The sequence below is a fragment of the Arthrobacter sp. 05T444 genome, assembly GCF_056395905.1.
The window spans coordinates 26,378-49,674 of record NZ_JBFTKK010000021.1 but is presented as its reverse complement, the minus strand read 5'-3'; the positions used below and the strand labels follow the sequence as shown (position 1 = coordinate 49,674).

Here is a 23,297-nt window from a genome sequence, read left to right as displayed (position 1 = left end):
CTGACCCCGTCCCCTGCTCAGCCGACGTGGACCCACGGGCGCCTCGACACGTCCGGCTCCGCTTCGCGCAGGACCTCGCGGGTGACAGGTGCGATCTCGCCCTCTCCGAGAAACAGGAACCGGAGCAGATTGACCACAGGATTGCCTTCAGTCCAGCGGAAGTAGATGTGCGGCATCAGTCCGGTCACGTCCCGGATATGCAGGAGCACCGAGGCGATGGAGTTTGGCACCACCGGCCCGTGCACCTCAAGAACCGGGTAGCCGTGCCGGACGATTCCGCGGACCTCCAGGGCCGTTTCGAAGTCCGAGGAATCGTCCACGATCACCTCCAGGAACAACGCCTGGTAGTCCAGCGGCAGGTGGCTGACCTCGATCGCAGAGGTCAGCTTGTCCCGGTAGGCTTCCGCGGTCAGGCGCAGCGGCTCGTGCGCGATGATGCCGATCGGCCCGTCCAGGTTGGAGGACATGAATTCCAGCGCCTGGCGGTCGAGGTGGACGTGGGTGGCGTGCAGTTCAAAGGAACGCCGGATCCGGGACAGGAGCGAGATCACGATGATGCCGAGGATGAAGAACGAGGCGATCCGGAGGCCTTCGGGCCGTTCGAAGATATTGGCCACCGTGGTGTAAATGAACACTATTGCGATGGCTCCGAACCCGATCGTGCGCTTGCGCTGTTGGCGGCGGCGGGCCGAAAGCGTGACCGCCACCGCTGCCGAGGTCATCAGCACCAGCACGCCGGTGGCGTAGGCGCCGCCCTGTGCATCGACGTCGGCCTTGAAGAGGATGGTGACCAGGAACCCGATCAGCGTGAAGACCAGCACCAGCGGCCGAACCGCCCTGGCCCACCCCGGGGCCATACCGTAGCGGGGAAGGTACCGCGGCACGAGGTTCAGCAGCCCTGCCATGGCGGAGGCGCCGGCGAACCAGAGGATGGCGATGGTGCTCAGGTCATAAAGGGTGCCAAATCCGTTCCCCAGATATTCATGGGCCAGGAACGCCAGGGCCCGGCCGTTGGCCTGTCCGCCGGGCTCGAACTCCTGGGCAGGGATCAGAACCACCGTGGTGAAGCTCGTGGTGACCAGGAACGAACTCATGATGACGGCGGCAGTGGTCAGCAGCTTCCTGGCGCCATCGATCCTGCCCGCCGGATGCTCTTCGGTGTCGCCTGGCCGCCCCTGGATCTGGGGCATCACCGCCACGCCCGTTTCGAAGCCGGACAGGCCCAGGGCCAGTTTCGGGAAAACCAGCAGGGCAATGCCGACCACCATGACGGGGCTTCCGTGCGATGTGGTCAGGGCGTGCCACCAGTCGCCCACGGCCACCGGATGGGTCAACGCTTCGAAGGCGGTCGAGGCGACCACCACCACGTTCAGGCCCAGATAGATGGCGACCAGGGCCACCGCGACGCCGATGGCCTCCTTAAAGCCGCGGAGGAATACCGCGGCAAGCAGCGCCAGCAGGACCAACGTGACAGCGACACTGTTGCCCTGCAGCCAGCCGGGGGCATAAGGGTTCTGGATCGCGTGCGCTGTCGCATCGGCAGCCGACAAGGTCATGGTGATCATGAAGTCAGTGGCCGCAAAGCCCAGCAGCACCAGGACGAGGAGTTTGCCGCCCCAGCGCGGCAGCAGGCGCTCCAGCATCGCGATGGACCCTTCGCCCCTCGGGCTTTCACCGGCTACCCTGCGGTATACGGGCAGGGCGCCCAGCAGGGTCACGGCCACCAGCACGAGGGTGGCCAGCGGGGAAATCACGCCGGCCGCAAGCGCGGCGATGGCCGGCTGGTAACCCAGCGTGGAGAAATAGTCCACACCGGTCAGGCACATCACCTGCCACCAGGAATGCTTCTTCAGATGGGAATCGCCCACAGCGCCTGGGCCTTGGTGTGAACCCTTGGCGTCCTGCAGGCCGAACAGCAGCCAGTTCCTGAATTTTTCCCTGGCCCCCGGGCTGGGCGCCGAAGGATCCAACGGCGGTCTGCTAAGCGTGGTCATGTGAGCCTCTCCGGGCGTTGCGCACTTCGACATAACAAATGAATCCGGCGGTGGCCGGCAGATACCAGTGCCTGCGTCGCCGGACGGGCCGGTAGGTGTGGCCGAAGGGATCCTGGACATGAACGTCGTCCAGCTCGTCCCCGTGGGAAAGTCTGCGATCGATCTCCTGCAGGTCGGGCGTGTGCGATGCGACCCCTTCGATGACCACGGTCCAGGAACCCACGGCCGGGCCCGCTTCCAGGGCGAGCGTTTCGAACAGGTCCTGCAGCAGATCAGTCAGGGTTTCGGGGTAAAAACGCCGAAGCCGAAGCGCGTCCGGATGCACGTCCTGCGCCGCCAGCCAAGCCTGGCGGAGCCAGTGGAACTCCACCGGACCGGTTGCCGGCCCCAGCACGAGGCGGCGGTCCGGGGCGAGGGCCAGGCGCCGCTCGTCGCCACTGCGGTCGATGATGCACGCCGCTTCGCCCACGTACTCAAATGCCGGCAGGAGTTCCTCTTCAGACCGGTGATAGGAAAACTCTCCGCTGTCATCCACGGCGACGAAATCCTGCGCGTGGCCGGCATTGCCCGGGATGGCCGGCGAGCCCGGTTCCGGGCGAGGGGTGGTGTTCATCCAAATCGGCTCCTGCCGAGGATCGGCCTGCGGCCACGGCGGCCGGGGCGTCCTCTTGCTTCATGACAGCACGGGCCAGGCCCGGCGGGGGCGGGTCTTAACGGTTTCCATACGCTTCTTAACGCTTTCCATACGCGCCCGGTGTGCCAGGAGTGTTGGCACCGCCCCGGGGAAGGGATAACGTCACAGCCAAGGGTGCCGGTCCAACGAAGGAGTCGCTGCCGTGACCATTGTCGACAACGCTGTGTACGTCGAAGGCCGCCGGACGGCGGACCCTGAGGGGCTGGAGGAGACGTATTTCCTGCTGCGCCAGCGCGAGGGAATGGCATGGATCGGTCTCTACCGGCCGGATGCGCCGGAGTTACGTTCGGTGGCCGACGAATTTGATCTCAGCCCGCTGGCAGTCGAGGACGCGCTGACCGGCCACCAGCGGGCGAAGCTGGAGCACTACGGCGAGACCCTGTTCATGGTGCTGCGCCCGGCCCGCTATCTCGATGACGTGGAAAAGGTGGAGTTCGGCGAGATCCACATCTTCATTGGGCCCGACTTCGTGGTGACCGTCCGCCATGCCGAATCGCCGGACCTGGCCAAGGTTCGCCGGCGCATGGAATCCCAGCCCGGGTTCCTCGCCCTCGGGCCGGATGCGGTGCTGTACGCCATCCTGGACCAGGTGGTGGACGAATATGAGCCCGTGGCCGCCGGCCTCGAGAACGACATCGATGAAATAGAGGACGAACTCTTCGGCGCGGACCCGGAGGTCTCCCGGCGGATTTATGAGCTCTCCCGCCAGGTCATCACGGTCCAGCGCGCCACCGGGCCGCTGGCCGGCATCCTGCAGGCGCTCATGACGGGTACGCCCGACCACCACCCCGGCCCGGAACTGCAGGACCACCTCCGGGATGTCCTGGATCATGTCCTGCGGTTGAACGACCGGATCGCGTCCTTTCGCTGCCCTGCTCCAGAATGCGCTCGCGGTCAATGCTGCCCTCGTGGCGCAGCGGCAGAATGATGAAATGCGCCGACTCACTGAGTCCAGCTTCGCCCAGAGCGAGCAAGTCAAGAGGATTTCCTCGTGGGCGGCCATCCTCTTCGCGCCCACGCTGATCGGCACCATCTACGGCATGAACTTCCACTCCATGCCTGAACTCGACTGGGTTTTCGGCTACCCGATGGCCATCGGCCTGATGGTCGGCATGGGCATAATCCTGTACGTCGCGTTCAAGCGCAACAACTGGATCTAGGGTAGCGGCGGAGGCCTACCCATCCCGCCGCCCGGGCCGAAAGAGACTGATCTGTCCGATACCCAATTTGGGTGGGGTCAGGCGCCAGGCAGCGAAATCCTCAAGTTTTCCAGAACCTGCCCCGTCCACACTGGCCGTGTTCCATCCTCATTGCGGCGGTGGCGCAGACATCCGAAGCCCGGGAAATGCCCAAGGGCCATCCCGTGAATCCTCGGGGATCTGCACTACAGGGGAACGGCAGGCCTGCGGCTCTTTGGGTCGCAGGCCTGCCCTCTTCTTTAGTGGACCAGCGCGTTCTTTAGTGGACCAGCTCGCGGGTCAGGCCGTAGGGGACGTCGTCGCTGAGTGAAACGGTGTAATGCCCGGGGCTGAGCCACGTGACCAGAATGCCCTTGTCGTGGGTGCGGGAAGCGACCATCTGGAGGTCCCGGACCACGGAATTTAGCCGCTCTTCGACGTGGCGGGCGCTGTCCACCTTCACTTCGACGGGTTGGGCGGTGGTGGTGTTCATGGTGGGATACCTTTCTGCTTAGTCCTGGGTGCGCTTCACGGTTGTCCCGGTAAGGGGGACCGTGACGTCGCCGCCGAACGGGGCCACGCCTGCTGCTTGCCCGGCCGATCCCGACGAGTCAGGAGTTGCCGTCAGCGTGAGCCCGGCAGTCGTGGCACCGAACTTCGTGGCGTGCCACGTGAGGTTGCCAACGGTCCGTGTTTCTCCGGGCGGTATGGCGATGGCCTCCGGGGAGGACGGCCTGAAGTCGAAGCCCTTCGGCGCAGCAGCACTGATGGTGCCGGTGAACGTGGCGCTTCCGCTGTTGTGCAAAGTTACGGGGCGGGTGGCACGCGAGCCGATCTTCACATTGCCGAAGTCAGCCGGCTCCGGTAAGGCGGTCAGCTCTGCGCGGGCCACGGGATCTGCCGCGTAGGCGGCCATGGCCGGCAGGGCCTTGTTGCTGTAGTCAAACAGGGCCTGGTTCTCCCAGGCGTTGCCCGACGCAGGATCCTCGGGATCCCAGCCGCTTCCGACCACGGACGTCCAGGCCGGCTCCCAGTAGACAGTTCCGATGCCCCTGCCGCCGGGCGCGGAGGCCACGACGTCCTGGACTGCGCGGAAGTTGGCCGCCTGGCCGGCTGGCGTGGCCGGGTAGCCCTTGACCAGCGAGGTTGCGCTCTTGATTACGTTGTCATAGGCGAGTTCGGGTTGTCGGCCAGGGTGAAGGGGTAGGCGGTTTCGACCACCAGGACGTCCTTGCTGTACCGCGCAGAGAGGGTGCTGACGGCGTTCTGCAGGTCAGCGAGCGTGCCGTGCCAGTAACCGTAGTAGGACAAGCCGATGACGTCGAAGGGCACCGCGCGGGCGGTGACTTCATCAAACCACCACGTCAGTCCGCCGATGCCGTTGTTGATGTTGGTCAGGTGCAGGATTTTCTTGGTGTCCGGGCTGACTTCGGCAACGGCGCGGGATCCGGCTGTGAGGAAGGCTGCGAGGTTGTCCCACTGTGCGCCGCTTACGGAGTCGTTGGGGTTGACGTCCCAGGTCTGGCCGTACGGCCACATCATCCCGGGGTTGATTTCATTGCCGATCTGCGCGGCGTAGGGAGTGATTCCGGCAGCCTTGAGCGCCGACATGACGTCTCGTGTGTGCTCGTAGACGGCATCTGCGAGAGCCGCCGGGGTGAACCCTTTCCACGCTGCGGGCATTCCCTGCGCGCCCGGGTCCGTCCAGCGGTCGGAGTAGTGGAAATCGACGAGGACCTTCATGCCAGCGTCCTTGGCGCGCCGGGCCATTGCGACCATGTGGGCGCTGTCGTTGTAGCCGTCTGCCGGGTTTACCCAGACCTTGAGGCGGACGACGTTGGCGCCGGCGTCGGCGAAGGCCGTGACGGGATCCACGGCCGTGCCGTCTGCGGTGGAATAGGCTGCCCCGTTGTCCTCGTTTTTGGGGACGCCTGAAAGGTCTGTGCCACGGATGGCGCGCTCGACGCGCCCGCCGGTGAAGGTGACGTTGTCCATGCTGGCCCAGGCGCCGGCACCCGTGGTGCTCAGCTGCAGGGTGCAGTCGCCGCCGCTGACGTAGGCGCTCACGGCCAGAGACAGCCACTTGTCGTCGGTTTCGGTGGAGGGCAGCACCGTGGAGCCATCGGTGCCGCAGCCGGTGAGGACCAGCTTCGAAGAGCCCGCCGGTCCGCCGGATTTGATGTTTGCGCGGAAGGTCCGCCAGCCTTCAGTCAGGCCGGTGAGGGTCTGGGAGGTGGTGGCGGTGCCCGCGGAACCGAGCCAGTGGGTGAGGCGGCTCGCGGACTGGTTGCCGCCGCCTTCCGTTTTCGCCGATCCTGCGGGACCGGCCACGGTCCAGCCGCTGAACCCCGATTCGAAGCCGGCGTTGGCGACTGTACCGGCGGCGAACGCCGGAACGGGGGCCAGCAGCGTGCCGGCGGCCAGTGCCATGGCGGCGGCCGCGGGTATGACGCGCCGTGCCTGTTTGTTTCTGATGGTGCTGTGCGGGGTGGTGCTCTTCATTGCTCGTCCTCCTCGACGTGTGGAAGCCGGCCCGGATCGTGCTGGATCCGGGCCGGCGGTCTGTGGTGCCTAGCTGTTTCCTTCCGGGGCGTGGATGACGCTGACAGTGCCGCCGGGGACGACCGCCGTGTGCTCGAACGCTGCTCCGGTGAGCAGGTCCGTGCCGGAGGCCGGGTACTCGGCGTCGGCGTCGGAGTGGTTGATCAGGAACGTGAAGTGGTCTGTCGGGGTGCTGCGCGTGATGACCTCCAGCCCCTGCGGGGGCTGGGGCGCCGTTGCGATGCCGGCGGCGCCGGCGGCGTCAAGAACGACGGCGGCGAGGTCACCGTCGTCGAGCTTGGTGGACACGTACCACGCGGTGCCGCGGCCGAAGGCATTGCGGGTAATTGCCGGCCCCGAGGCCGCAGGTCCGTCTACGTAGCGCGAAACCACCGTTGCCGAGCCGACGTGGATGTCCTCGGCCCAGACCGTGCCGGAGCCCGAGCCGCCGCTGAGGCTGACCGTCTCCTGCTCACGGAGCGGCAGGAACTCATGGATTTCCAGTCCGAGAATGTCGCGCAGGGCACCCGGGGATGCGCCCGCCGGGACGGTGTCGTTGCCGTCGACTATTCCGGAGAAGTAGGAGACGAGGAAGTGCCCGCCGCCGTCGACGTATTCCCGCAGGTTCGCGGCCGCCTTCTCACCGATCAGATAGAGGGCAGGTGCGAGGACCAGGTCGTAGGCGGACAGGTCAGCTTCCGGATGGGCGAAATCGACGGTGATCCCTTGGTTCCACAGCACGGAGTAGTAGGCCTCGATGCGTTCGCGGTGGTCCAGGTCGCTGCTGGGGCGCCATTCCAGGTCCTGGGCCCAGAAGGACTCCACGTCCCAGAGGATCGCAACCCGTGCCCGGACTGTTGAGCCCTTGACGGACGACAGCTTGTTCAGGTCGTCGCCCAGGTCCAGGACTTCGCGCCAGATTCGGGTGCCGGTTCCGGCGTGGGGGAGCATGGCCGAGTGGAACTTTTCGGCACCGTACCGGGAGGCGCGGAACTGGAAGAACATGACGGCGTCCGCGCCCCGGGCCACGTGGGAGAGGCTGTTGCGCGCCAGCTCGCCGGGGCGTTTGGCAATGTTCCGGCCCTGCCAGTTCACCGCGCCGGTGGAGTGCTCCATCAGCATCCACGGGCGGTTACCGGCGAGGGAGCGGGTGAGGTCGGCGTCCATCGAAAGCAGGACATGGTTATCGGTGCGTTCAGCCACGAGGTAGTGGTCGTTGGCGACGATGTCTACCTCCCGACTCCACGCCCAGTAGTCCGGCGAAAGGCAGTTGGTTGCCATGAAGTTGGTGGTGACCGGCACTCCGGGGGCGTGCCGGCGGATCACATCGCGCTCGGCAATGAAGCACTTGAGCAGTGCATTGGAGGTGAAGCGTTTGAAGTCCAGCCGCTGCGCCTGGTTGCTGACGCTGGCCGCCACCCTGGGAGCGTCGACCTCGTCCCATTCACCGTATTTCTGGCCCCAGAAGAGGGTGCCCCAGGCCTCATTCAGTTTTTCCAGAGTGCCGTAGCGGGCGCGCAGCCAGTCCCGGAAGGCCGCAACTGAAGAGTCGTCGTAGGACTCGCTGACCGGTGCGCCGTATTCATTGTGGACGTGCCACAGCACCACTCCGGGGTGGGATCCATAGCGGCGGGCGAGCTGTTCGGTGATGCTGGTGGCGGCCCGCAGGTACTCCGGTGAGCTGGGGCTTGCCATGCCACGGGACCCGCTGCCCAAAGCCATTCCTTCCCGGGTGACCGGGCGGGCCTGCGGATACTTCTTCCAGAACCACGCCGGCGGAGCCGCGGTGGGGGTGCCGAGGTCCACGCTGATTCCGGCGTCCGTGAGCAGGCCCATCAGGTGATCCAGCCATTCGAAGTCGTACTCGCACTCGCGGGGTTCCAGCAGGACCCAGGAGAAGATGCCGATGCTGACCAGGTTGATCCCGGCTCCCCGCATGAGTGCGATGTCTTCGGCCCAGACCTCCCGCGGCCACTGCTCGGGGTTGTAGTCCCCGCCGTAGCAGAGCCCGGCCGGACGCTCCAGCCAGGGTGCCGGCACGCTCCGGGGGGCGGTGCGCTGTAGGACGTCTGTCATCTCTTGATCTCCTTAGAACTGTGTGCGCTCCCAGTTGTATCACGGCCGAAAGTTACGTGGCTAGGACAGCTTGGCTGTTGACATGGATCACACTTCTATGGATTACTGGAACCGCTCACAGTCATGCGGCCCTCGATCGAATGAGCGGCAATAATGCAGACGGATAATTCAAGCTTTTCGACAAGGAGGACGAAATGCGTACGTCATTTCGTGCAGGCGCAGCAGTAGTGCTCGCCGCAGCCGCAATGCTCACCGCCGGGTGCTCCGGCGGAGCTCCGGCCAGTTCGCCCACGGCATCAGCCGCGGCAAACCCTGACCAGAAGGTGGAACTGACCTACTGGGCCTGGGCGCCGAACCTGGACAAGGTGGTCAACATCTGGAACAAGAAGAACCCCAACATCCACGTCACCGTCAACAAGCAGGACGGCGGCGACCCGGCCGTAACGAAGCTGCTCACCGCGGTCAAGGCCGGCAGCGGCGCACCGGACCTGATCCAGGCCGAGTATCAGAAGATCCCGACCCTGGTGGCCGCCGACGCTCTGGCGGACCTGTCCAAGACGCCCGCAAATGAAACCAAGAGCCACTTCCCGGAGGGGGTCTGGAATTCGGTGACCCTGGGCAGCGACGCCCTGTACTCGGTACCGCAGGACACCGGCCCCATGGTCTTCTACTACCGTGCGGACGTTTTCGAGAAGCTCGGCCTCGCCGTTCCCAAGACGTGGGACGAGTATGCTGCAGCGGCCAAGGCCGTCCACGCCGCTGACCCCAAGGCTTACCTTGGCACGTTCTCCTCGAACGATGCCGGCTGGTTCACCGGCATGGCCCAGCAGGCCGGAGCCTCGTGGTGGGGCATCGACGGAGACGCCTGGAGCGTCAAGGTGAATGAAGAGCCCACCCAGAAAGTGGCAGGCTACTGGGGCGGCCTTGTCCAAGACGGCGTCATCGACAACAAGCCGATGTACACCCCCGAATGGAACACCGCACTGAACACCGGCAAGCAGGTCGGCTGGCTCAGTGCCGCCTGGGGCCCGGGCGTGCTCGCGGGCAACGCCGGTGCAACGGCCGGCAAGTGGAAAGCTGCGCCCATGCCGCAGTGGGACGCCGCCAACCCTGCCACCGGCAACTGGGGCGGGTCCTCCACCGCGGTGACCGCGCAGTCCAAGAATCTCGACGCCGCGGCGAAATTCGCCACCTGGCTGAACACGGACGCTGAGGCCGTCAAGGCCCTGGTCACCGAAACCGGAATCTACCCGGCGGACTCTGCCGGGGCAGAATCGGCCCTGACGGAGGCGCCCAAGTTCTTCAGCAACCAGCCCGACTTCTACAAGGTTGTCGGTGACGCCGCCCAGAACGTCGGCTCCTTTACCTATGGCCCGAATGTCAACGTGGCCTTCAACGCCTACAATGACCAGTTCGCCAAGGCTGCACAGTCCAAGCAGAAGAGTGCCTTCCTTGATGCCGTGAGCAACATGCAGCAGGTCACCGTGGACGACCTGAAGAAGACAGGCTTCACCGTCAAGTAATGACCTTCCGGGAGGGCGCGCCGCGTCCTCCCGGAAGCCTTTCACCACCGACTACCGATACCAAGGAAGTGCACCCGTGGCAATGACCGTAACCAGGCCCGGCCCGGCGGCGAAGACCGCACCCGCCGGAGAACCCAGGCGGGCAAGGAACTTCAGATCACGGGTGCTCGTCCCGTACTCGATGCTCGCCCCCGGCATCGTCCTTTTCCTCGTCTTCATGGCGGCACCGATCGTCTACACCCTGGTGCTGAGTTTCCAGAAGAAGAAAGTCAGCGGGCTGGGGCTGGGCAAGGGCTCCCAGAGCCAGGTCTTCGCCGGCCTCGACAACTACATCAGCTCGCTCACCGACCCCGAATTCACCGCCAGCGTGTTGCGCGTGCTGCTGTACGGTGTCATCCTCATCCCGCTGATGCTCGGATTCGCGCTGCTGTTCGCCCTGTTGCTTGACTCCCGCCGCACCCGGGCCGGCAACTTCTCCCGCACCGCGATCTTCCTGCCCTACGCCGTGCCGGCCGTCATCAGCTCCCTGCTCTGGGGCTTCCTGTACCTGCCCGGCGTCAGCCCTTTCCACTTCCTGGCCCGCCAGATGGGCCTGGAGCTCCCGTCCCTGCTGGACCCCAATCTTGTAACATTCGCCATCTGCAACATCGCCCTGTGGGGCGGGGTGGGGTTCAACATGATCGTCATGTACACCTCCCTGAAGGCGGTACCGAGCGAAATCTATGAGGCCGCCAAGCTCGACGGCTGCTCGGAAATCCAGACGGCGCTGCGGATCAAGATTCCCATCATCGCCCCCTCGCTGGTGATGACCGCCCTGTTCTCGATGATCGCCACCCTTCAGGTCTTCGCCGAACCGACCACGCTGCGCCCGCTGGCCAACAGCCTGTCCACCAGCTGGTCGCCGCTCATGCTCGTCTACCGGGACGCCTTCACCCGCAACGACGTCTTCTCTGCCGCCGCGACCAGCATCGTCATCGCCGCGGCCACCTTCCTTATTTCCTTCCTGTTCCTGCGCATCGTGCAGAAGCGGGCCTTCGGACAGGAGAACTGACCGTGAGCACCACCGCCACCCGCCCCATGGCCGTCCGCGCCCAGGCCAGCCGCGATGCCGGGACCCGGGAGAAGCCCAGCTTCCTCTCCACCGGAATCCTGATCCTGGGCGCGCTGTACTGCCTCTTCCCCGTCTTCTGGGTCCTGGCCGCCGCGAGCAAGGACGGCACGGAGCTGTTCTCCACCTTCACCCTCGCCCCCAGCACCCACCTCTGGGACAACATCGTCGAACTCACGGCATACCGCGACGGCCTGTTCTGGCGCTGGATGCTCAACACCGCCCTCTACGCAGGCATCGGCGCCGTCGTTTCCACCTGGGTCTCCGCACTCTCGGGCTACGTCCTGGCCAAGTTCGACTTCCCGGGCAAGAACGGCATCTTCAAGGTCCTGCTCATGGGAGTCCTGGTTCCAGGCGTCATCCTGGCCATCCCGCAATACCTGATGCTCGCCCAGGCCGGGCTGACCAATACCTACTGGTCCGTGCTGCTGCCCCAGATCATCAGCCCCTACGGCATCTACCTTGCCCGGATCTACGCCGCAGCGTCGGTCCCCGGCGACGTCATCGAGGCCGCCCGCACCGAGGGCGCCCGGGAAATGTACATCTTCAACCGGATCGCCACACCCATGATGCTGCCGGGCCTGGTCACCATTTTCCTGTTCCAGTTCGTCGCCATCTGGAACAACTTCATGCTGCCCTACATCATGCTCGGCGACGACCACCTGTTCCCGATCACCGTAGGCCTCAACGGCCTGCTCAACCAGGGCGCGTCGGCGCCTGCCCTCTACACGCTGGTCCTGGCCGGCGCTCTGCTCTCAATCATTCCGCTGGTCATCATGTTCCTCTTCCTGCAGCGGTACTGGCGGGTCGACCTCGCCGCCGGCGCCGTGAAGGCCTAGTCCTAGTTAGGCTTGAACCATGACTCACCCCCCGATGAAGCAGCGGCCCAAGATCGACGACGTCGCGGCCGAAGCCGGCGTGTCACGCGGCACGGTCTCGCGGGTGCTCAACGGGGGACACTGGGTCAGCCCCGCGGCCCTGGCCGCCGTCAACGCCGCCATCAAGAAGACCGGGTACCGGGTCAACCCGCACGCCAGGAACCTGGCGACGAACCGTGCCAATTCCGTGGCGTTCCTGCTCACCGAGTCCCACGACCGACTGTTCGAAGATCCGAACTTCGCCGTGCTCATGCGGGGCGCAGCCGACGCCCTCGCCGTGCACGACATCCCGCTGGTCCTCATCATGGCCGGCACGGACGATGAACAGCGCCGAGCCACCGAATTCCTCACCGCCGGGCACGTCGACGGCGTCCTCCTGGTTTCCTCGCACGGCAGCCGGAAAGGCATCATCTCCGAAATCATCGCCGCCGGCGTTCCTGCCATCGCCTGCGGGGTTCCGCTCGGATTCGAAAAGAAGATGGGCTACGTTGCCGCGGATGACTACGAAGGTGCACTGGACGTCCTGAAGCACCTGCGCTCGCGGGGGCGCAAGCGGATCGCCACGATCACAGGGCCGCAGGACACCTCGGGAGGCATCCGGCGGCTGGAGGCCTACCGGGCAGACCAGGGCGCTGACTTCGACGAAAGCCTGGTTGTCCACGGGGACTACAGCCGGGAAAGCGGGGCGAAGGGAATGCGGGATCTGCTGAACCGCGTCCCGGATCTGGACGCGGTTTTCGCGGGGAACGACCTCATGGCGCTCGGGGCCCTGGACGTGCTCAAGGAGGCCGGACTCCGGACGCCCGAAGACGTTGCAGTCGCGGGGTTCGACGACATTAATGTGTCGTCGGAAGCGGCCCCGGCGCTGACCACCGTGAGGCAGCCGTTCGAACGGATCAGCGACGAGATGGTCCGGCTCCTACTGGCCGTCATTGAGGGTCAGCGCCCGGCGGCCATCACCATCCCCACCGAACTGGTCATCCGCGAATCGACCTAGGACCGGCGGATAAGAGGCAGGGTGGCTGCAGGTCACCCGCCTCTTCTCACCCTGCATTTTCTCACCCTGCCCAGGCCGACGCGCAGGATTACGCCGGTTTTTCCCCAGCACTCCAAGTTTCGCCGAAGGTTAGAGGCAGCTCCGGCGCTTCCAGCGGCAGCGGAAAATACACTGGATTTAGCCAGATTCCGTCGCCCCACCCCGCGTCCCTAGGAACCCAAAATTCGTTCTGATTCTTTCCTCCGCTCTGCCCTCGCCACGCTACTGCTGACAGCACTGTCGGTGACCACCGCAGGAGTGTCCGCGGGAACCGCGGGCACTGTGCCCGCTTCCCGGTCAGGCGGGGGAGCCGCCCGCTACCTGGTGCGCTACGCCCCCGGGACGGACGTCGCGGGGGCAGCCAAGACCCTGCGCTCGCGGAACATCGCCGTCGGACGCACATTCTCGAAGGCGCTTCGCGGCGCCGTCGTGACAGCGACGCCCGCCCAGGCCGCAGAGCTGAAGAGCTCCGCGCAGGTGGCCGCCGTCGAAATTGATGCCCCCGTGACGGCCGTCGAAACCCAGCAGCCAGCCCCGTGGGGACTGGACCGCATCGACCAGCACGCCCTGCCCCTGTCCGGTTCCTACACGTCGGCTGGTTCGGGCTCCGGCGTGAGTGCCTACGTGATAGACTCCGGCGTTCTCGCCTCCCACAGCGAGTTCGGCGGCCGCGTCGCTGCGGGATGGACGGCCGTGGCCGACGGACGCGGAACAGGTGACTGCAACGGCCACGGAACGCACGTCGCCGGCACCATCGCCGGTAAGACCTATGGTGTTGCGAAGGCCGCCACCATCATTCCCGTGCGTGTCCTGGACTGCAGCGGATCCGGTTTCAACTCCGACGTGATCGCAGGCCTCGAGTGGGTGGCCTCCCACCACCAGGCCGGGACGCCCGCCGTTGCCAATATGAGCCTCGGCAGCACCGCCAGCGCCATGGTGGACGCGGCAGTACAGGGCGTACTCAACGACGGCGTCACAGCGGTGGTTGCAGCCGGCAATTCCGCCACCGATGCCTGCAACAGCTCCCCGGCCCGGGTGCCCGACGCACTGACCGTCGCCGCAAGTGACTCGTCGGACCGGCAGGCTTCGTTTTCCAACTTCGGCAGCTGCGTTGACCTGTACGCGCCGGGCGTGGGAATCACGTCGGCAGGGATCGCCTCGGCGACGGCGACTGCCTCGATGAGCGGAACCTCCATGGCGTCGCCGCATGTGGCCGGCGCGGCCGCTGCAGTGCTGTCGCGCTCGCCGGATCTGGCTCCCGCGGCGGTGGCGGCCCGGCTGATCTCCGGCTCCACTCCCGCGGCGATCACGGGCAGCGGGGCCGGAACACCGAACCGCCTGCTGTACTCGGACCCCTCCGCCCGCATCCTCACGGTCCCAACCGTTACCGCCCGCACGCCGGGCGCCAACGGCACCGGCGTGGCCGTCAGCGGCAACGTGACGGCCACCTTCAGCACAGCCGTCCAGGGAATCGGCGGCAGTTCCTTCATGCTGAAAAGCCCCGGCGGCGCCGTCATCCCGGCGGCGGTCACCTACAGTGCCAGCACGCGCACGGCCACGCTGAACCCGGCGTCCGGCCTTGCCAATGACACGAAGTACACCGCCACTTTGCTCGGCGGAACCGCAGCCGTCCGGGACGCCGCGGGTACTCCGCTGGCCACGACCAGCTGGACCTTCACCACGGGGCCGGCGCCTGTGATCACCGGGATGAGCCCCCGTCCCGGCGCCTCCCTGGTCCGGCGGTCGAGCAATATCGCTGTGACTTTCGGCGAAGCCATCCAGGGTGCAGGCACCGGCACCATCTACGTCAAGAACTCGGTCACCGGCGCGAAGATGGCCGCGACGGTCTCCCGCTACGGAACCACCAACCAATGGATCCTGAACCCGTCCGCCACGCTGGCCGCCAGGACCAGCTACACCGTTACCGTCACGGGTGGACCGGAGGCCGTCCGCGACCTCGCCGGCAACAGCCTGACGACGTACAGCTGGAACTTCACCACCGGTTCGCTGTGAAGTAGCAGGTTCGCTTTTAGCTTGCAGGCACAAAGACAGAGGACGACGGCGGCACTTGCGTGCCGCCGTCGTCCTCCCAGTCGCTAAACAGTCAGTGGGAAAGCCCTCGCGGACTGTTACCTACGCCCGTTGTCGACACGGATGTAAGCCGTGGGGCTCGTGTCACGGTCGGACCCCCAAGAATCGCGCTTCTTGTCGTTGTTCTTGAACTGGATCTTCACTTCATGGAACACCTTGACGAACTTGTCGCCGCGGTCAGCACGAACCTTCTCCACGTTGTAGACATGTTCGTCGCTGTCTTTGCCGACCCAGACCCAGCCCTTGTCGGACCCGATGCGATGGTCTCGCCCGTTTTCCTTGAACATTTTTTGCTCGAAGTAAACCCGGGTTCCCTTGTCGCAGTGGATCTTGAACGCGAACTTGACATCAACGGACTTGCTGTCCTTCTTGTCCCTGTTGTTGTTCCTTCCGTGGTCCGCAGTCGGCCTGTAGGCCGTGACGCTACAGTTGTCCCCGTTCGAATGGCGGGGCGCTGCTGCCGTCGCCGTGCTGGCAAAGGCAACGGGGCCGGCAAGCAGTCCCAAGGAAACTGTCGTAATCATTGCGAACCGGGCCGAGAAGGAATGGCGGCTTCGGATCGTCGGAGTTGTAGTCATTTCTACTCCTGCATTGATATGCAAAATTTTTTTGTGGACGGGCAGCACCGGCAGATCCCGTTGCGTTGGCAGGCTGAGTCAGCCGTTTGTGTCCCGTTATTAAAAAGGGCTCCCGTAAGCTACGGGAGACCAGGGGCCGGATTCATTTTCAAGGCTTTGTCCTTGGATCCGGTACTTCATTATCTTACGCCCGACTCTCGGTTTGAGCGCTTCTTTCCACCGATTTTGGTTGCGGGCGATCCTGGAGGCAAATGCGAACGGCCGACGACGGCCTAGGCGTCGTCGGCCGTTATGCGCTCTTATCTGCCTGCCGGCCTTATAGAGCTACCTGCCAAGGAAGCCGAGCAGGGCTTCGTTGACCTCGGCTGCGTGCGTCCAGAGCAGGCCGTGCGGGGCGCCGTCGATCTCCACGTATTCCGCGTCCGGCAGGGCCTTCCTGAACTCCCGGCCGGTGGCGTCGATCGGCAGGATGTTGTCCGCTGTGCCGTGAACGATCAGCGAGGGGACATCGATTTTGGGGATGTCGGCGCGGAAGTCGGTGATCCACGTGGGCACGGCCGCCAGGGAGGCAAAGGCTCCCGCACTTGAGGCCGTGTTCCAGCTGGCATTCACGGACTCCTGGCTAAGGCGGGGTGTTCCCAGGAAGGTCCCGCTGTTGTAGAAGTTCTTGAAGAATTCCGTGAAGAAGGCGTAACGGTCCGCCTTGACCGCCTCGGCGAGGCCGTCAAACACGGACTGCGGGACGCCGGTGGGGTTGTCGTCGGACTGGAGGAGGTACGGCTCCAGGGAACCGAAGAAGGCGGCCTTCGCTACCCGTGCCGAACCGAACATTGACAGGTAGCGGGCCACTTCGCCGGTGCCCATAGAGAATCCGACCAGCACGGCGTCGTTGAGGTCCAGGGTGTTGAGGAGGGTATCCAGGTCGGCAGCGAAGGTGTCGTAGTCGTAGCCGGTCGTGGGCTTGCTTGACTTGCCGAAGCCGCGCCGGTCGTAGGTGATGACCCGGTATCCCGCATCAAGCAGGGCCGCCGTCTGCTTCTCCCAGGACGAGCCGTCAAGAGGGTAGCCGTGGATGAGAACCACCGCCTGGCCGGTGCCGTGGTCCTCGTAGTAGAGCTCGACGTCGGTGCTGTTTTCCTGTCCAACGGTGATGTAAGCCATGTCAGCAGTCCTCTCGGTCTGGTGAGAACGGTCGTCCTCTACCGGTGGTACCAACCTATCCGGATCGAACGCCCGGCGGGAAAGCCGTCCAAGGGCGCCTTCCGGCAGGAATGGCAGCGGACGCGAAAGCGTTGCAGAGGTCATGAAACGTATCGGCTTCCTGTCCTTCGGCCACTGGGGCCCGGTCCAGGGTTCGCACACGCGGACAGCGCGTGATGCCCTGCTGCAGGGGATCGACCTGGCTGTCGCGGCCGAGGAACTCGGCATCGACGGCGCCTACTTTAGAGTGCATCATTTCGCCCGCCAGCAGGCCTCCCCGTTCCCACTGCTCGCGGCCATTGCGGCCAGGACCAGCCGGATCGAACTGGGCACCGCAGTGGTGGACATGCGCTACGAGAACCCTTTGTACATGGCAGAGGAAGCGGCCGCCACGGACCTCATCAGCGGCGGCCGGCTGCAGCTGGGCATCAGCAGGGGTTCACCCGAGCCGGCGAAGAACGGTGCTGCGGCGTTCGGCTATCTCCCGCGCGACGGGGAGACCGATGCGGACATGGCCCGCCGGCACGCGGAGGAATTCCGCAGGGCTGTGGCCGGTGCCGGTGTGGTGGAAGCGGATCCCCGGTACGCCGGAGGGGCCACCGGCCTGCTGCCTATCCAGCCGCGCTCGGAGGGGCTGGGAGAGCGGATCTGGTGGGGTGCCGGAACCCGCAAGACCGCCGTCTGGGCCGCTCAACTCGGCATGAACCTGATGAGCTCCACCCTGCTCACGGAGGACACCGGCGTGCCCTTTGACGAACTCCAGGCCGAACAGATTGCATTATTCCGGGAGGCGTGGGCGGCAGCCGGTCACAGCCGCGAACCGCGAGTTTCTGTGAGCCGGAGCGTGCTGCCCCTCGCCGATGACGAGGATCGTCAATACTTCGGGCTCAGTGCCCTGCGCGAGAGCCGGGACCAGGTGGGCGCCCTCGACGGCGCCCTGGCCCGCTTCGGCAAGAGCTATATCGGCGAGCCTGACGTCATTGCCGGGCAGTTGGCCGCGGACGCCGCCGTGCAGGCGGCCGACACCCTCCTGCTCACTGTTCCGAACCAGCTGGGCGTCGAGTACAACGCCAAGATGCTGGGGACGATCGCCAGGCACGTCGCGCCGGCGCTTGGCTGGCAGCCGAAATCCTCAGGCGGGGTATCTGCCGGAAACCTGCCTACCGGCAGGCCGTGATCCGGTACAGCGCCCGGCCGCCGTCCGCAGCGACCTGCTCGAAGCCCTGATCCGTGGAGACGTTGTAGAAGCCGGGCCAACTTTTCAGGCTGGCGCTCCCGTGCGAGCCGCCCGCAATGTCCTGGTAGAAGTGCGTCGCCCCCACCTTGAGCAGGGCGGCGCAGACTGACTTGTCCGTGTGCAGGCGGTTGAAGCCGGTGCGAAGCAGCTCTTTGGCTGCGCTCGAAGCCGTCGCAGCGCCCAGCTGGGTGTAGACGACGTGCCTTCCCGTGAGCGCATAGAAATACGTTTCGCCGTTGAAGGGATCCCCGATCACCACGGCATCCGCGGGAAGCAGGGCTCCGGCACGCTGGATGAACGCCTGTTCGCCGCTGGACAGGACGCCATTGCCTGGCTTGGCGGAGACGGCGTAGTTCTGCGCAGCCACAGCGACCCGGTCAACCGACCGGTAAGCCGCCGAACTGAAATAGATCGCGCCGGTGATGACCATGACACAGCCGGTGAAAAGAGCCGCCGGCACCTTCCACCGCCCGGATACGGCGGCGTCGGGCCACCTGGCGGACACGGCCCGGATGACGGTCCCGGTGATGACGACGATGGTCAGCGCGGCCAGAATGCTCCCGGCCATGGCGATGAACGGAGCGATCCTTTGCGTGTCCTTATACCAAAAGCCGGTCAGCCACCTGAGGCCGTTCTCGGGTCCGGCCGCCAGCACGTAAAGCACCACGAACGCCAACCACGAGACGGCAAGCGGACGCGCTTCCCGAACGAAGACGGCAATGATCGCGCCGACGATGGCCAGCAGGCCCACCACGAGGTTGAAGTCATCCGGGGACGGGGTACGGAGGGCGGGAAACTGCGGAAGATCGAACAGCGCAAGATTAACGGAATCAGGAATCACTGCCCGGACCGCCCGGCGATACGCCATGACGCCCGCCAGCAGTTTGAAGCCGGCCAAGGCCGAATATAACAGCACCGCAGCGAGGACCGCCCCGGCAGTGGCGGCCCCGGTGATCCAGGGCCGGCGGCGGGGTCCCCGCAGGAAAAGCGGGAGGAGGCCAGCCGCCACAAACGGAAGAACAGCAACTGCCAGGGCAAAGATGGTGCTCGGATGGGCGGCAACGCAACCGCCCAGGGCCGCCGCGCAGACGACGCCCAGAAGTATATTTTGTCCGCGCGTGGTCACGCCGCGCTCTCCGGAGGTCAGCCGCCGCAGCAGCAGTATGGCCACCGCCGCGGTGGCAGGAACCAGGGCAGTGGCGAGGCCGTTGGGCCACTGCCCGCTGCGCAGCAGCTGGGCGAACGGGAAGCTGATGAAGGAGGCACCCAGCAGCGGCGTCAGCGCCCAGACTGCAGGATGCCGCGGCACGACCGCCGATGCCAGAAAAGCCAGGCCGATCGGCCAGATGATGCCGCCGATGACGACGGAGGACAGATTTGCCGCTGCGGTCACGTCAGGGAAAAGGGCCACCGCGCTGTGCCAGCCGGAGGGGTAATAGGTCGGCCTGCCGGCTCCGAAGATGGGGGCAATGCCCCACGGCGTTGCATTGCCCGATTCCTGGATCCATCGAAGGGCATTCAGGTGGAAGATCGGGTCCCACCCCTGCGACGCTGTCCCCGGGTTTCCGATGCCGCGCAGCAGCGCCCGGCAGGTCAGGACCGAGCCGACGGCCAGGCCGGCACCCACGCCGACCTTCGTGGATGCAGGGAGGGCGGGCGGCACCAGCGGTGTGCGGAATGCATAGCGCCTGCCGATGAGCCAGGGGAGCAGGACCAGCGGAACAGCCAGTCCGACGGCGGTTGCCGGGTTCCACGGGAGGTGCAAGGCCGCCGCCGCGAAGGTTCCCGCCATGTAGAGCAGCAAGGTGACGGCCGGGCCCAGCGCGACGGCGGCAGGCCATCCCGTCCTTAGCGGGAGGAGCGCAAGGGTTCCCGGGAGGAAAAACGCGGCCAGGAGGAGCAGGGTAGTCAGGGCCGGGCGTGCCAGCTCGGGTAGCCAGTCGAGCATGTCCGGTCAGTTTGCTCCGTGCCGGATCTTGTTCCTCCGGGACGTGCCCAGAGTGATTCCAAAGAGCTTGGCGGCATTGGCGGAACGTGAGCCTGGCTGGTCTTCCGCCCGGGGGTAGACCTTCGCGGCTTCTGCGTGCTTCTGCGACACGAGCGCCGCCACGCCGGCCTGCAGGGATCCGCGGTGCGGCGGCATCCCGGGCTCGTCAGCACCCATCGCGAGGGACCACCCGCTTCCCAGCGCGGCCACCGACTCGTGTTTGACGTCGTAGTAGCCCTCTTTCATGCCGACGGCGATGCCGCGCGCGCCGGCGGCGGCAGCGAGGAGATGGAAATGGAAGCGGCTCGTGATCCAGGTCTGGCTGTCCGAGAGCGGAAGGCCGTGGGTCCAGATGTGTGAGAACGGCAGGAACCGCTCCTCGGGGATGAGATCGGCCATAAGCTCGTAGGCCGCGCGGTCGCCACCGGGAATGGCTTCGATGTAGAAGGCCTTGCGGCCCTCGCCGGCGGCCTCTTCCACGGCAGTGCGCGCCAACGCGACGGCTGTCTCGAACCGCTCCGGATCGGCGGTGTCGCTTTGAATACACACGTAGAGCGCAGCCTCTCCCCGGGCGCGGGCGACTTCCCCGGCCACCCCGAGGAACGCGTCATCCAACCCGCGGTCGACTCCGTAGGCCGCTGCCCCGGCTTCATCCCTCGCCGTGACATGGCTGAATCCTTGGAACAGGGGCATCTCGGCAGGCGCGGAGGTCACCAGCGGCATGAGTCCCTGGCCGGTCGCGACGAGTCGTGCACCCGTCAGGTCGCGGACGGCGCGCATGGCGACGACGAGTCCCGCATGGTGCGACCAGTTCTCGTTGATGTAGCCCCCGCCCATGAGGTGGAGCGATTCGGCTTCCCGCAACTTGAGGAGGCCAAGATCGTAGGACGGGGAGCCGAGCCCGGTGACACGGGCTCTGATGGTGTCCGCCGAGGTCTCGATGGGAACGTCGGCGTTTTCGTGAACCAGCCGCCAGAGCGTGTTCGTTACGCGCAGCCGCGGATGCAGCCCGTCGAAGAGGACCTGCGCGAGGCCTGGCTGTGGGCAATCCAGCCAAACCTCGGCGTCGGGCCGCTCGACCGCCAAATACCTGAGCCAGGCGGCGGCAATGAATTCGTCGCCAAAGTTGGGATTGCCCGAGGGGCCGATCAGATAAATGAGACCCGACTGCATGGTGAAGACTATAGCGTTCCTGACCGGCCAAGGCCTGACTCCTTACGGACAGAGTACGAGGATGACGCCGGCGGACGGCGCCGGATCTACAGGGCATGGTCTGTTGCGACCGACAGGCGTAACCTACTGGCAAAGCAGGGATCCTCCGGTTGGGGGTGAGTTCCATGGAAAAGAATGACGACGACGGCGCCGCCCCCCGCGGGCGCGCTCTTCCGGCGGAAGGTCCGGGAGCAGCCGGTCGGACTGAACCTGCAGCATCCTTCCGGCTGGCCGCAAGCCTGCTGTTTGCCGGCGTCGTGCTCTCCCTGGCGGCCGGCATCCTTCATCCGGAGGGTGCCAGCGCGAATGACCACGTAGCCGCCTTCACGGAGTATGCGGCCAGCGACCTGTGGATCGGCGTCCATCTGGGCCAGTTCGCGGGCATGGCGGTCCTCATAGCCGGGCTGTTTGTCCTGGGAAGCACACTCGACGACGTGCCGGGCCATGCGCCCTGGACGGCGCGCCTCGGAACACTGGCGGCGGCTGCAGCGCTTGCCCTCTACGGCGGGCTCCAGGCGGTGGACGGCGTGGCGCTCAAGCATTCGGTGGATGCCTGGATCGCGGCGGAGGGGCCGGAGAAGGCCCTGCGGTTCGCCGCGGCTGAGGACATTCGGTGGCTCGAGTGGGGAATGCGAAGCTACCAGAGCTTTGTGCTGGGCGCCGCCCTCGTGCTCCTCGGCTTCGCAGTGCGGACGGCGCGGCGGATTCCCAGGGCGGTGGGCTACCTCATGGCCTTGTCCGGCGTGGCCTACGTTGTCCAGGGCGGGGTCATTGGCGCAGAAGGATTTTCCAGCAGCAACACCGTGCCGACTTTGGCGGGGATCGTGCTGATCGTGGTCTGGACTGCCTGGCTTCTCGTCAGCTCCCTCCGAAGAACCCAGGGCACCGGACCTGGGCGCACATAGACTGGTTCCGCTGCACTGCCGCCAAGGGCACGCGGCGTTTCTTGAAGCGCGGGCCTTGAGGCGGCGCATGATCGGCAGTTCCGAGTGAAAGGCAGTTCCATGAGCGACCCCAACAACCCGACGCACGAATCCGCGGGCCTTGAAGGCCCCGGCGACCCGGACGCCGTCGATCCCCGGCAGCCCCACCCTGAGGCGGGCAAAGCGGGGAACATCCGTGAAGAGCAGCTGACCCAGGCGGCCGGTACCGTGCCGGCGAGCTACGTGGGAAGCGGCGCCCCGGACGCTGAGCACAAACCGGAAGAAGCTGCGGACGAGTCGGGCATGTGGGACTCGGAGGAAAAGTAGGCCGGGACTGTCCCGCCCACGCGGTCAGAACCAGGGAATAACGCGGTCGGCGCGGTGCCGGGTGGCTTCAATGAGCCGAGCGTTGGCTTCGTCGGATCCGCCGGCCCAGGCCTCAGCCGCGGCGCGGTCCATGCCGAAGAGGATGTGCCGCTCCACGAGCCGCGAAAGGCGCAGATCCGGGGGAGTGTCGATGAACCACACCTCGTCCAGCTGGGACCGGACGTGGCGCCACTGCGGCTCGTCGGACAGCAGGTAGTTGCCCTCGGTGATGATGAGCGGCACGCGCGCGGGAACCGCGATGGACGCGGCGACGGGTTCATCGATCGAGCGCCGGAAGTCCGGTGCGTAGACAACGTCTTCGTCCCGCCGCGCCAGCCGCTGCAGCAGCGAGAAGTAGCCGCCGACGTCGAAGGTGTCCGGAGCGCCCTTGCGCTCCTTCAAGGGCGTACCGTCGATGACGGCGTTCCCCAGGTGGAACCCGTCCATGGGAACCACGAGCGCCAATCCGGGCCCCATGGTTTCCGCGAGGCGGGCGGAGAACGTGGATTTTCCGGAGCCGGGGGCACCGGCCACCCCGAGCAGGGTCCGCGTTCCACTGGACAGCCGGAGGCGCAGTTCGGCCACGGCCTGCCGGATTTCCGGGGAGTCGAAGGCCCGGAGCGCGGGCGGCTGGGCGTTGCGCGTTGTCATGGAAAGAATCCTAGGCGAGGTCCG

Annotated in this window: 19 protein-coding genes and 1 pseudogene; 9 read left to right on the top strand and 11 right to left on the bottom strand. The window is 65.9% G+C overall.

What is annotated here, in order from left to right; all coding sequences use genetic code 11:
- Positions 1 to 17: 17 nt before the first annotated feature.
- Positions 18 to 1,994, bottom strand: a complete 1,977-nt coding sequence (locus tag AC1DD3_RS17760; protein ID WP_476882186.1) for an APC family permease — start codon at positions 1,992 to 1,994, stop codon at positions 18 to 20.
- Positions 1,981 to 2,607 carry a hypothetical protein gene (locus tag AC1DD3_RS17755; protein ID WP_476876305.1) on the bottom strand — a complete coding sequence of 209 codons (627 nt, stop codon included), beginning with the start codon at positions 2,605 to 2,607 and terminating at the stop codon, positions 1,981 to 1,983. Before AC1DD3_RS17755 ends, AC1DD3_RS17760 begins: the two co-directional genes overlap by 14 nt.
- A 223-nt stretch (positions 2,608 to 2,830) precedes the next feature.
- On the opposite strand from AC1DD3_RS17755, the pseudogene AC1DD3_RS17750 reads away from it, so the two are divergent.
- Positions 2,831 to 3,848: pseudogene (locus AC1DD3_RS17750) on the top strand (magnesium and cobalt transport protein CorA).
- A gap of 298 nt (positions 3,849 to 4,146) precedes the next feature.
- Here the strand turns inward: AC1DD3_RS17750 and AC1DD3_RS17745 are convergent.
- The 4 genes from AC1DD3_RS17745 to AC1DD3_RS17730 form a co-directional block, all read right to left on the bottom strand.
- On the bottom strand, positions 4,147 to 4,359 hold the full coding sequence (locus AC1DD3_RS17745; RefSeq protein ID WP_230118594.1) for a hypothetical protein: 213 nt from the start codon (positions 4,357 to 4,359) through the stop codon (positions 4,147 to 4,149).
- 18 nt (positions 4,360 to 4,377) lie between these two features.
- Positions 4,378 to 5,007 (bottom strand): glycosyl hydrolase 53 family protein, encoded by a 630-nt coding sequence (locus AC1DD3_RS17740; protein WP_476882194.1) that lies wholly within the window; start codon positions 5,005 to 5,007, stop codon positions 4,378 to 4,380.
- A gap of 17 nt (positions 5,008 to 5,024) precedes the next feature.
- Complete coding sequence (locus tag AC1DD3_RS17735) at positions 5,025 to 6,368, bottom strand: glycoside hydrolase family 53 protein (protein WP_476882185.1); 1,344 nt, start codon at positions 6,366 to 6,368, stop codon at positions 5,025 to 5,027.
- A 69-nt stretch (positions 6,369 to 6,437) separates the two neighbouring features.
- Positions 6,438 to 8,483 (bottom strand): beta-galactosidase, encoded by a 2,046-nt coding sequence (locus tag AC1DD3_RS17730; protein WP_476882184.1) that lies wholly within the window; start codon positions 8,481 to 8,483, stop codon positions 6,438 to 6,440.
- 194 nt (positions 8,484 to 8,677) lie between these two features.
- On the opposite strand from AC1DD3_RS17730, the gene AC1DD3_RS17725 reads away from it, so the two are divergent.
- From AC1DD3_RS17725 to AC1DD3_RS17705, 5 genes are all read left to right on the top strand, one after another.
- The gene (locus AC1DD3_RS17725) at positions 8,678 to 10,006 is read left to right on the top strand and encodes an ABC transporter substrate-binding protein (RefSeq protein ID WP_230118597.1); all 1,329 of its coding nucleotides are present in this window, start codon (positions 8,678 to 8,680) and stop codon (positions 10,004 to 10,006) included.
- 82 nt (positions 10,007 to 10,088) lie between these two features.
- Positions 10,089 to 11,057 carry a carbohydrate ABC transporter permease gene (locus AC1DD3_RS17720; RefSeq protein ID WP_230118615.1) on the top strand — a complete coding sequence of 323 codons (969 nt, stop codon included), beginning with the start codon at positions 10,089 to 10,091 and terminating at the stop codon, positions 11,055 to 11,057.
- A gap of 26 nt (positions 11,058 to 11,083) precedes the next feature.
- On the top strand, positions 11,084 to 11,953 hold the full coding sequence (locus tag AC1DD3_RS17715) for a carbohydrate ABC transporter permease (RefSeq protein WP_476882193.1): 870 nt from the start codon (positions 11,084 to 11,086) through the stop codon (positions 11,951 to 11,953).
- A gap of 19 nt (positions 11,954 to 11,972) precedes the next feature.
- A complete protein-coding gene (locus AC1DD3_RS17710) occupies positions 11,973 to 12,989 on the top strand; it encodes a LacI family DNA-binding transcriptional regulator (RefSeq protein ID WP_230118598.1) in 1,017 nt (338 codons plus the stop codon).
- A 282-nt stretch (positions 12,990 to 13,271) separates the two neighbouring features.
- Positions 13,272 to 15,041 carry a S8 family serine peptidase gene (locus tag AC1DD3_RS17705; protein ID WP_476882183.1) on the top strand — a complete coding sequence of 590 codons (1,770 nt, stop codon included), beginning with the start codon at positions 13,272 to 13,274 and terminating at the stop codon, positions 15,039 to 15,041.
- A gap of 116 nt (positions 15,042 to 15,157) precedes the next feature.
- Here AC1DD3_RS17705 and AC1DD3_RS17700 read toward each other — a convergent pair whose 3' ends face one another.
- Entirely contained in the window at positions 15,158 to 15,697 is a 540-nt protein-coding gene (locus AC1DD3_RS17700) for a hypothetical protein (RefSeq protein WP_230118600.1), read from the bottom strand.
- Between the two features lie 324 nt (positions 15,698 to 16,021).
- On the bottom strand, positions 16,022 to 16,858 hold the full coding sequence (locus AC1DD3_RS17695; protein ID WP_230118601.1) for an alpha/beta fold hydrolase: 837 nt from the start codon (positions 16,856 to 16,858) through the stop codon (positions 16,022 to 16,024).
- A gap of 142 nt (positions 16,859 to 17,000) precedes the next feature.
- On the opposite strand from AC1DD3_RS17695, the gene AC1DD3_RS17690 reads away from it, so the two are divergent.
- Positions 17,001 to 18,074, top strand: coding sequence for an LLM class flavin-dependent oxidoreductase (locus AC1DD3_RS17690; RefSeq protein WP_476882182.1), 1,074 nt, complete (start codon positions 17,001 to 17,003; stop codon positions 18,072 to 18,074).
- Here AC1DD3_RS17690 and AC1DD3_RS17685 read toward each other — a convergent pair.
- Positions 18,058 to 20,082, bottom strand: coding sequence for a DUF6541 family protein (locus AC1DD3_RS17685; protein WP_476882181.1), 2,025 nt, complete (start codon positions 20,080 to 20,082; stop codon positions 18,058 to 18,060). The two genes, AC1DD3_RS17690 and AC1DD3_RS17685, sit on opposite strands and share 17 nt — an antisense overlap.
- Positions 20,083 to 20,088: 6 nt before the next feature.
- A complete protein-coding gene (locus tag AC1DD3_RS17680) occupies positions 20,089 to 21,294 on the bottom strand; it encodes a polysaccharide pyruvyl transferase family protein (RefSeq protein WP_476876300.1) in 1,206 nt (401 codons plus the stop codon).
- A 164-nt stretch (positions 21,295 to 21,458) separates the two neighbouring features.
- Between AC1DD3_RS17680 and AC1DD3_RS17675 the strand changes: the two genes are divergently transcribed.
- Together AC1DD3_RS17675 and AC1DD3_RS17670 are read left to right on the top strand one after the other, a co-directional pair.
- On the top strand, positions 21,459 to 22,238 hold the full coding sequence (locus tag AC1DD3_RS17675; RefSeq protein ID WP_476882180.1) for a hypothetical protein: 780 nt from the start codon (positions 21,459 to 21,461) through the stop codon (positions 22,236 to 22,238).
- A 99-nt stretch (positions 22,239 to 22,337) separates the two neighbouring features.
- Positions 22,338 to 22,583, top strand: a complete 246-nt coding sequence (locus AC1DD3_RS17670) for a hypothetical protein (RefSeq protein WP_230118606.1) — start codon at positions 22,338 to 22,340, stop codon at positions 22,581 to 22,583.
- A gap of 24 nt (positions 22,584 to 22,607) precedes the next feature.
- On the opposite strand, the gene AC1DD3_RS17665 is transcribed toward AC1DD3_RS17670, so the two are convergent.
- Positions 22,608 to 23,273, bottom strand: coding sequence for a nucleoside/nucleotide kinase family protein (locus AC1DD3_RS17665; RefSeq protein WP_476882179.1), 666 nt, complete (start codon positions 23,271 to 23,273; stop codon positions 22,608 to 22,610).
- Positions 23,274 to 23,297: the final 24 nt, after the last annotated feature.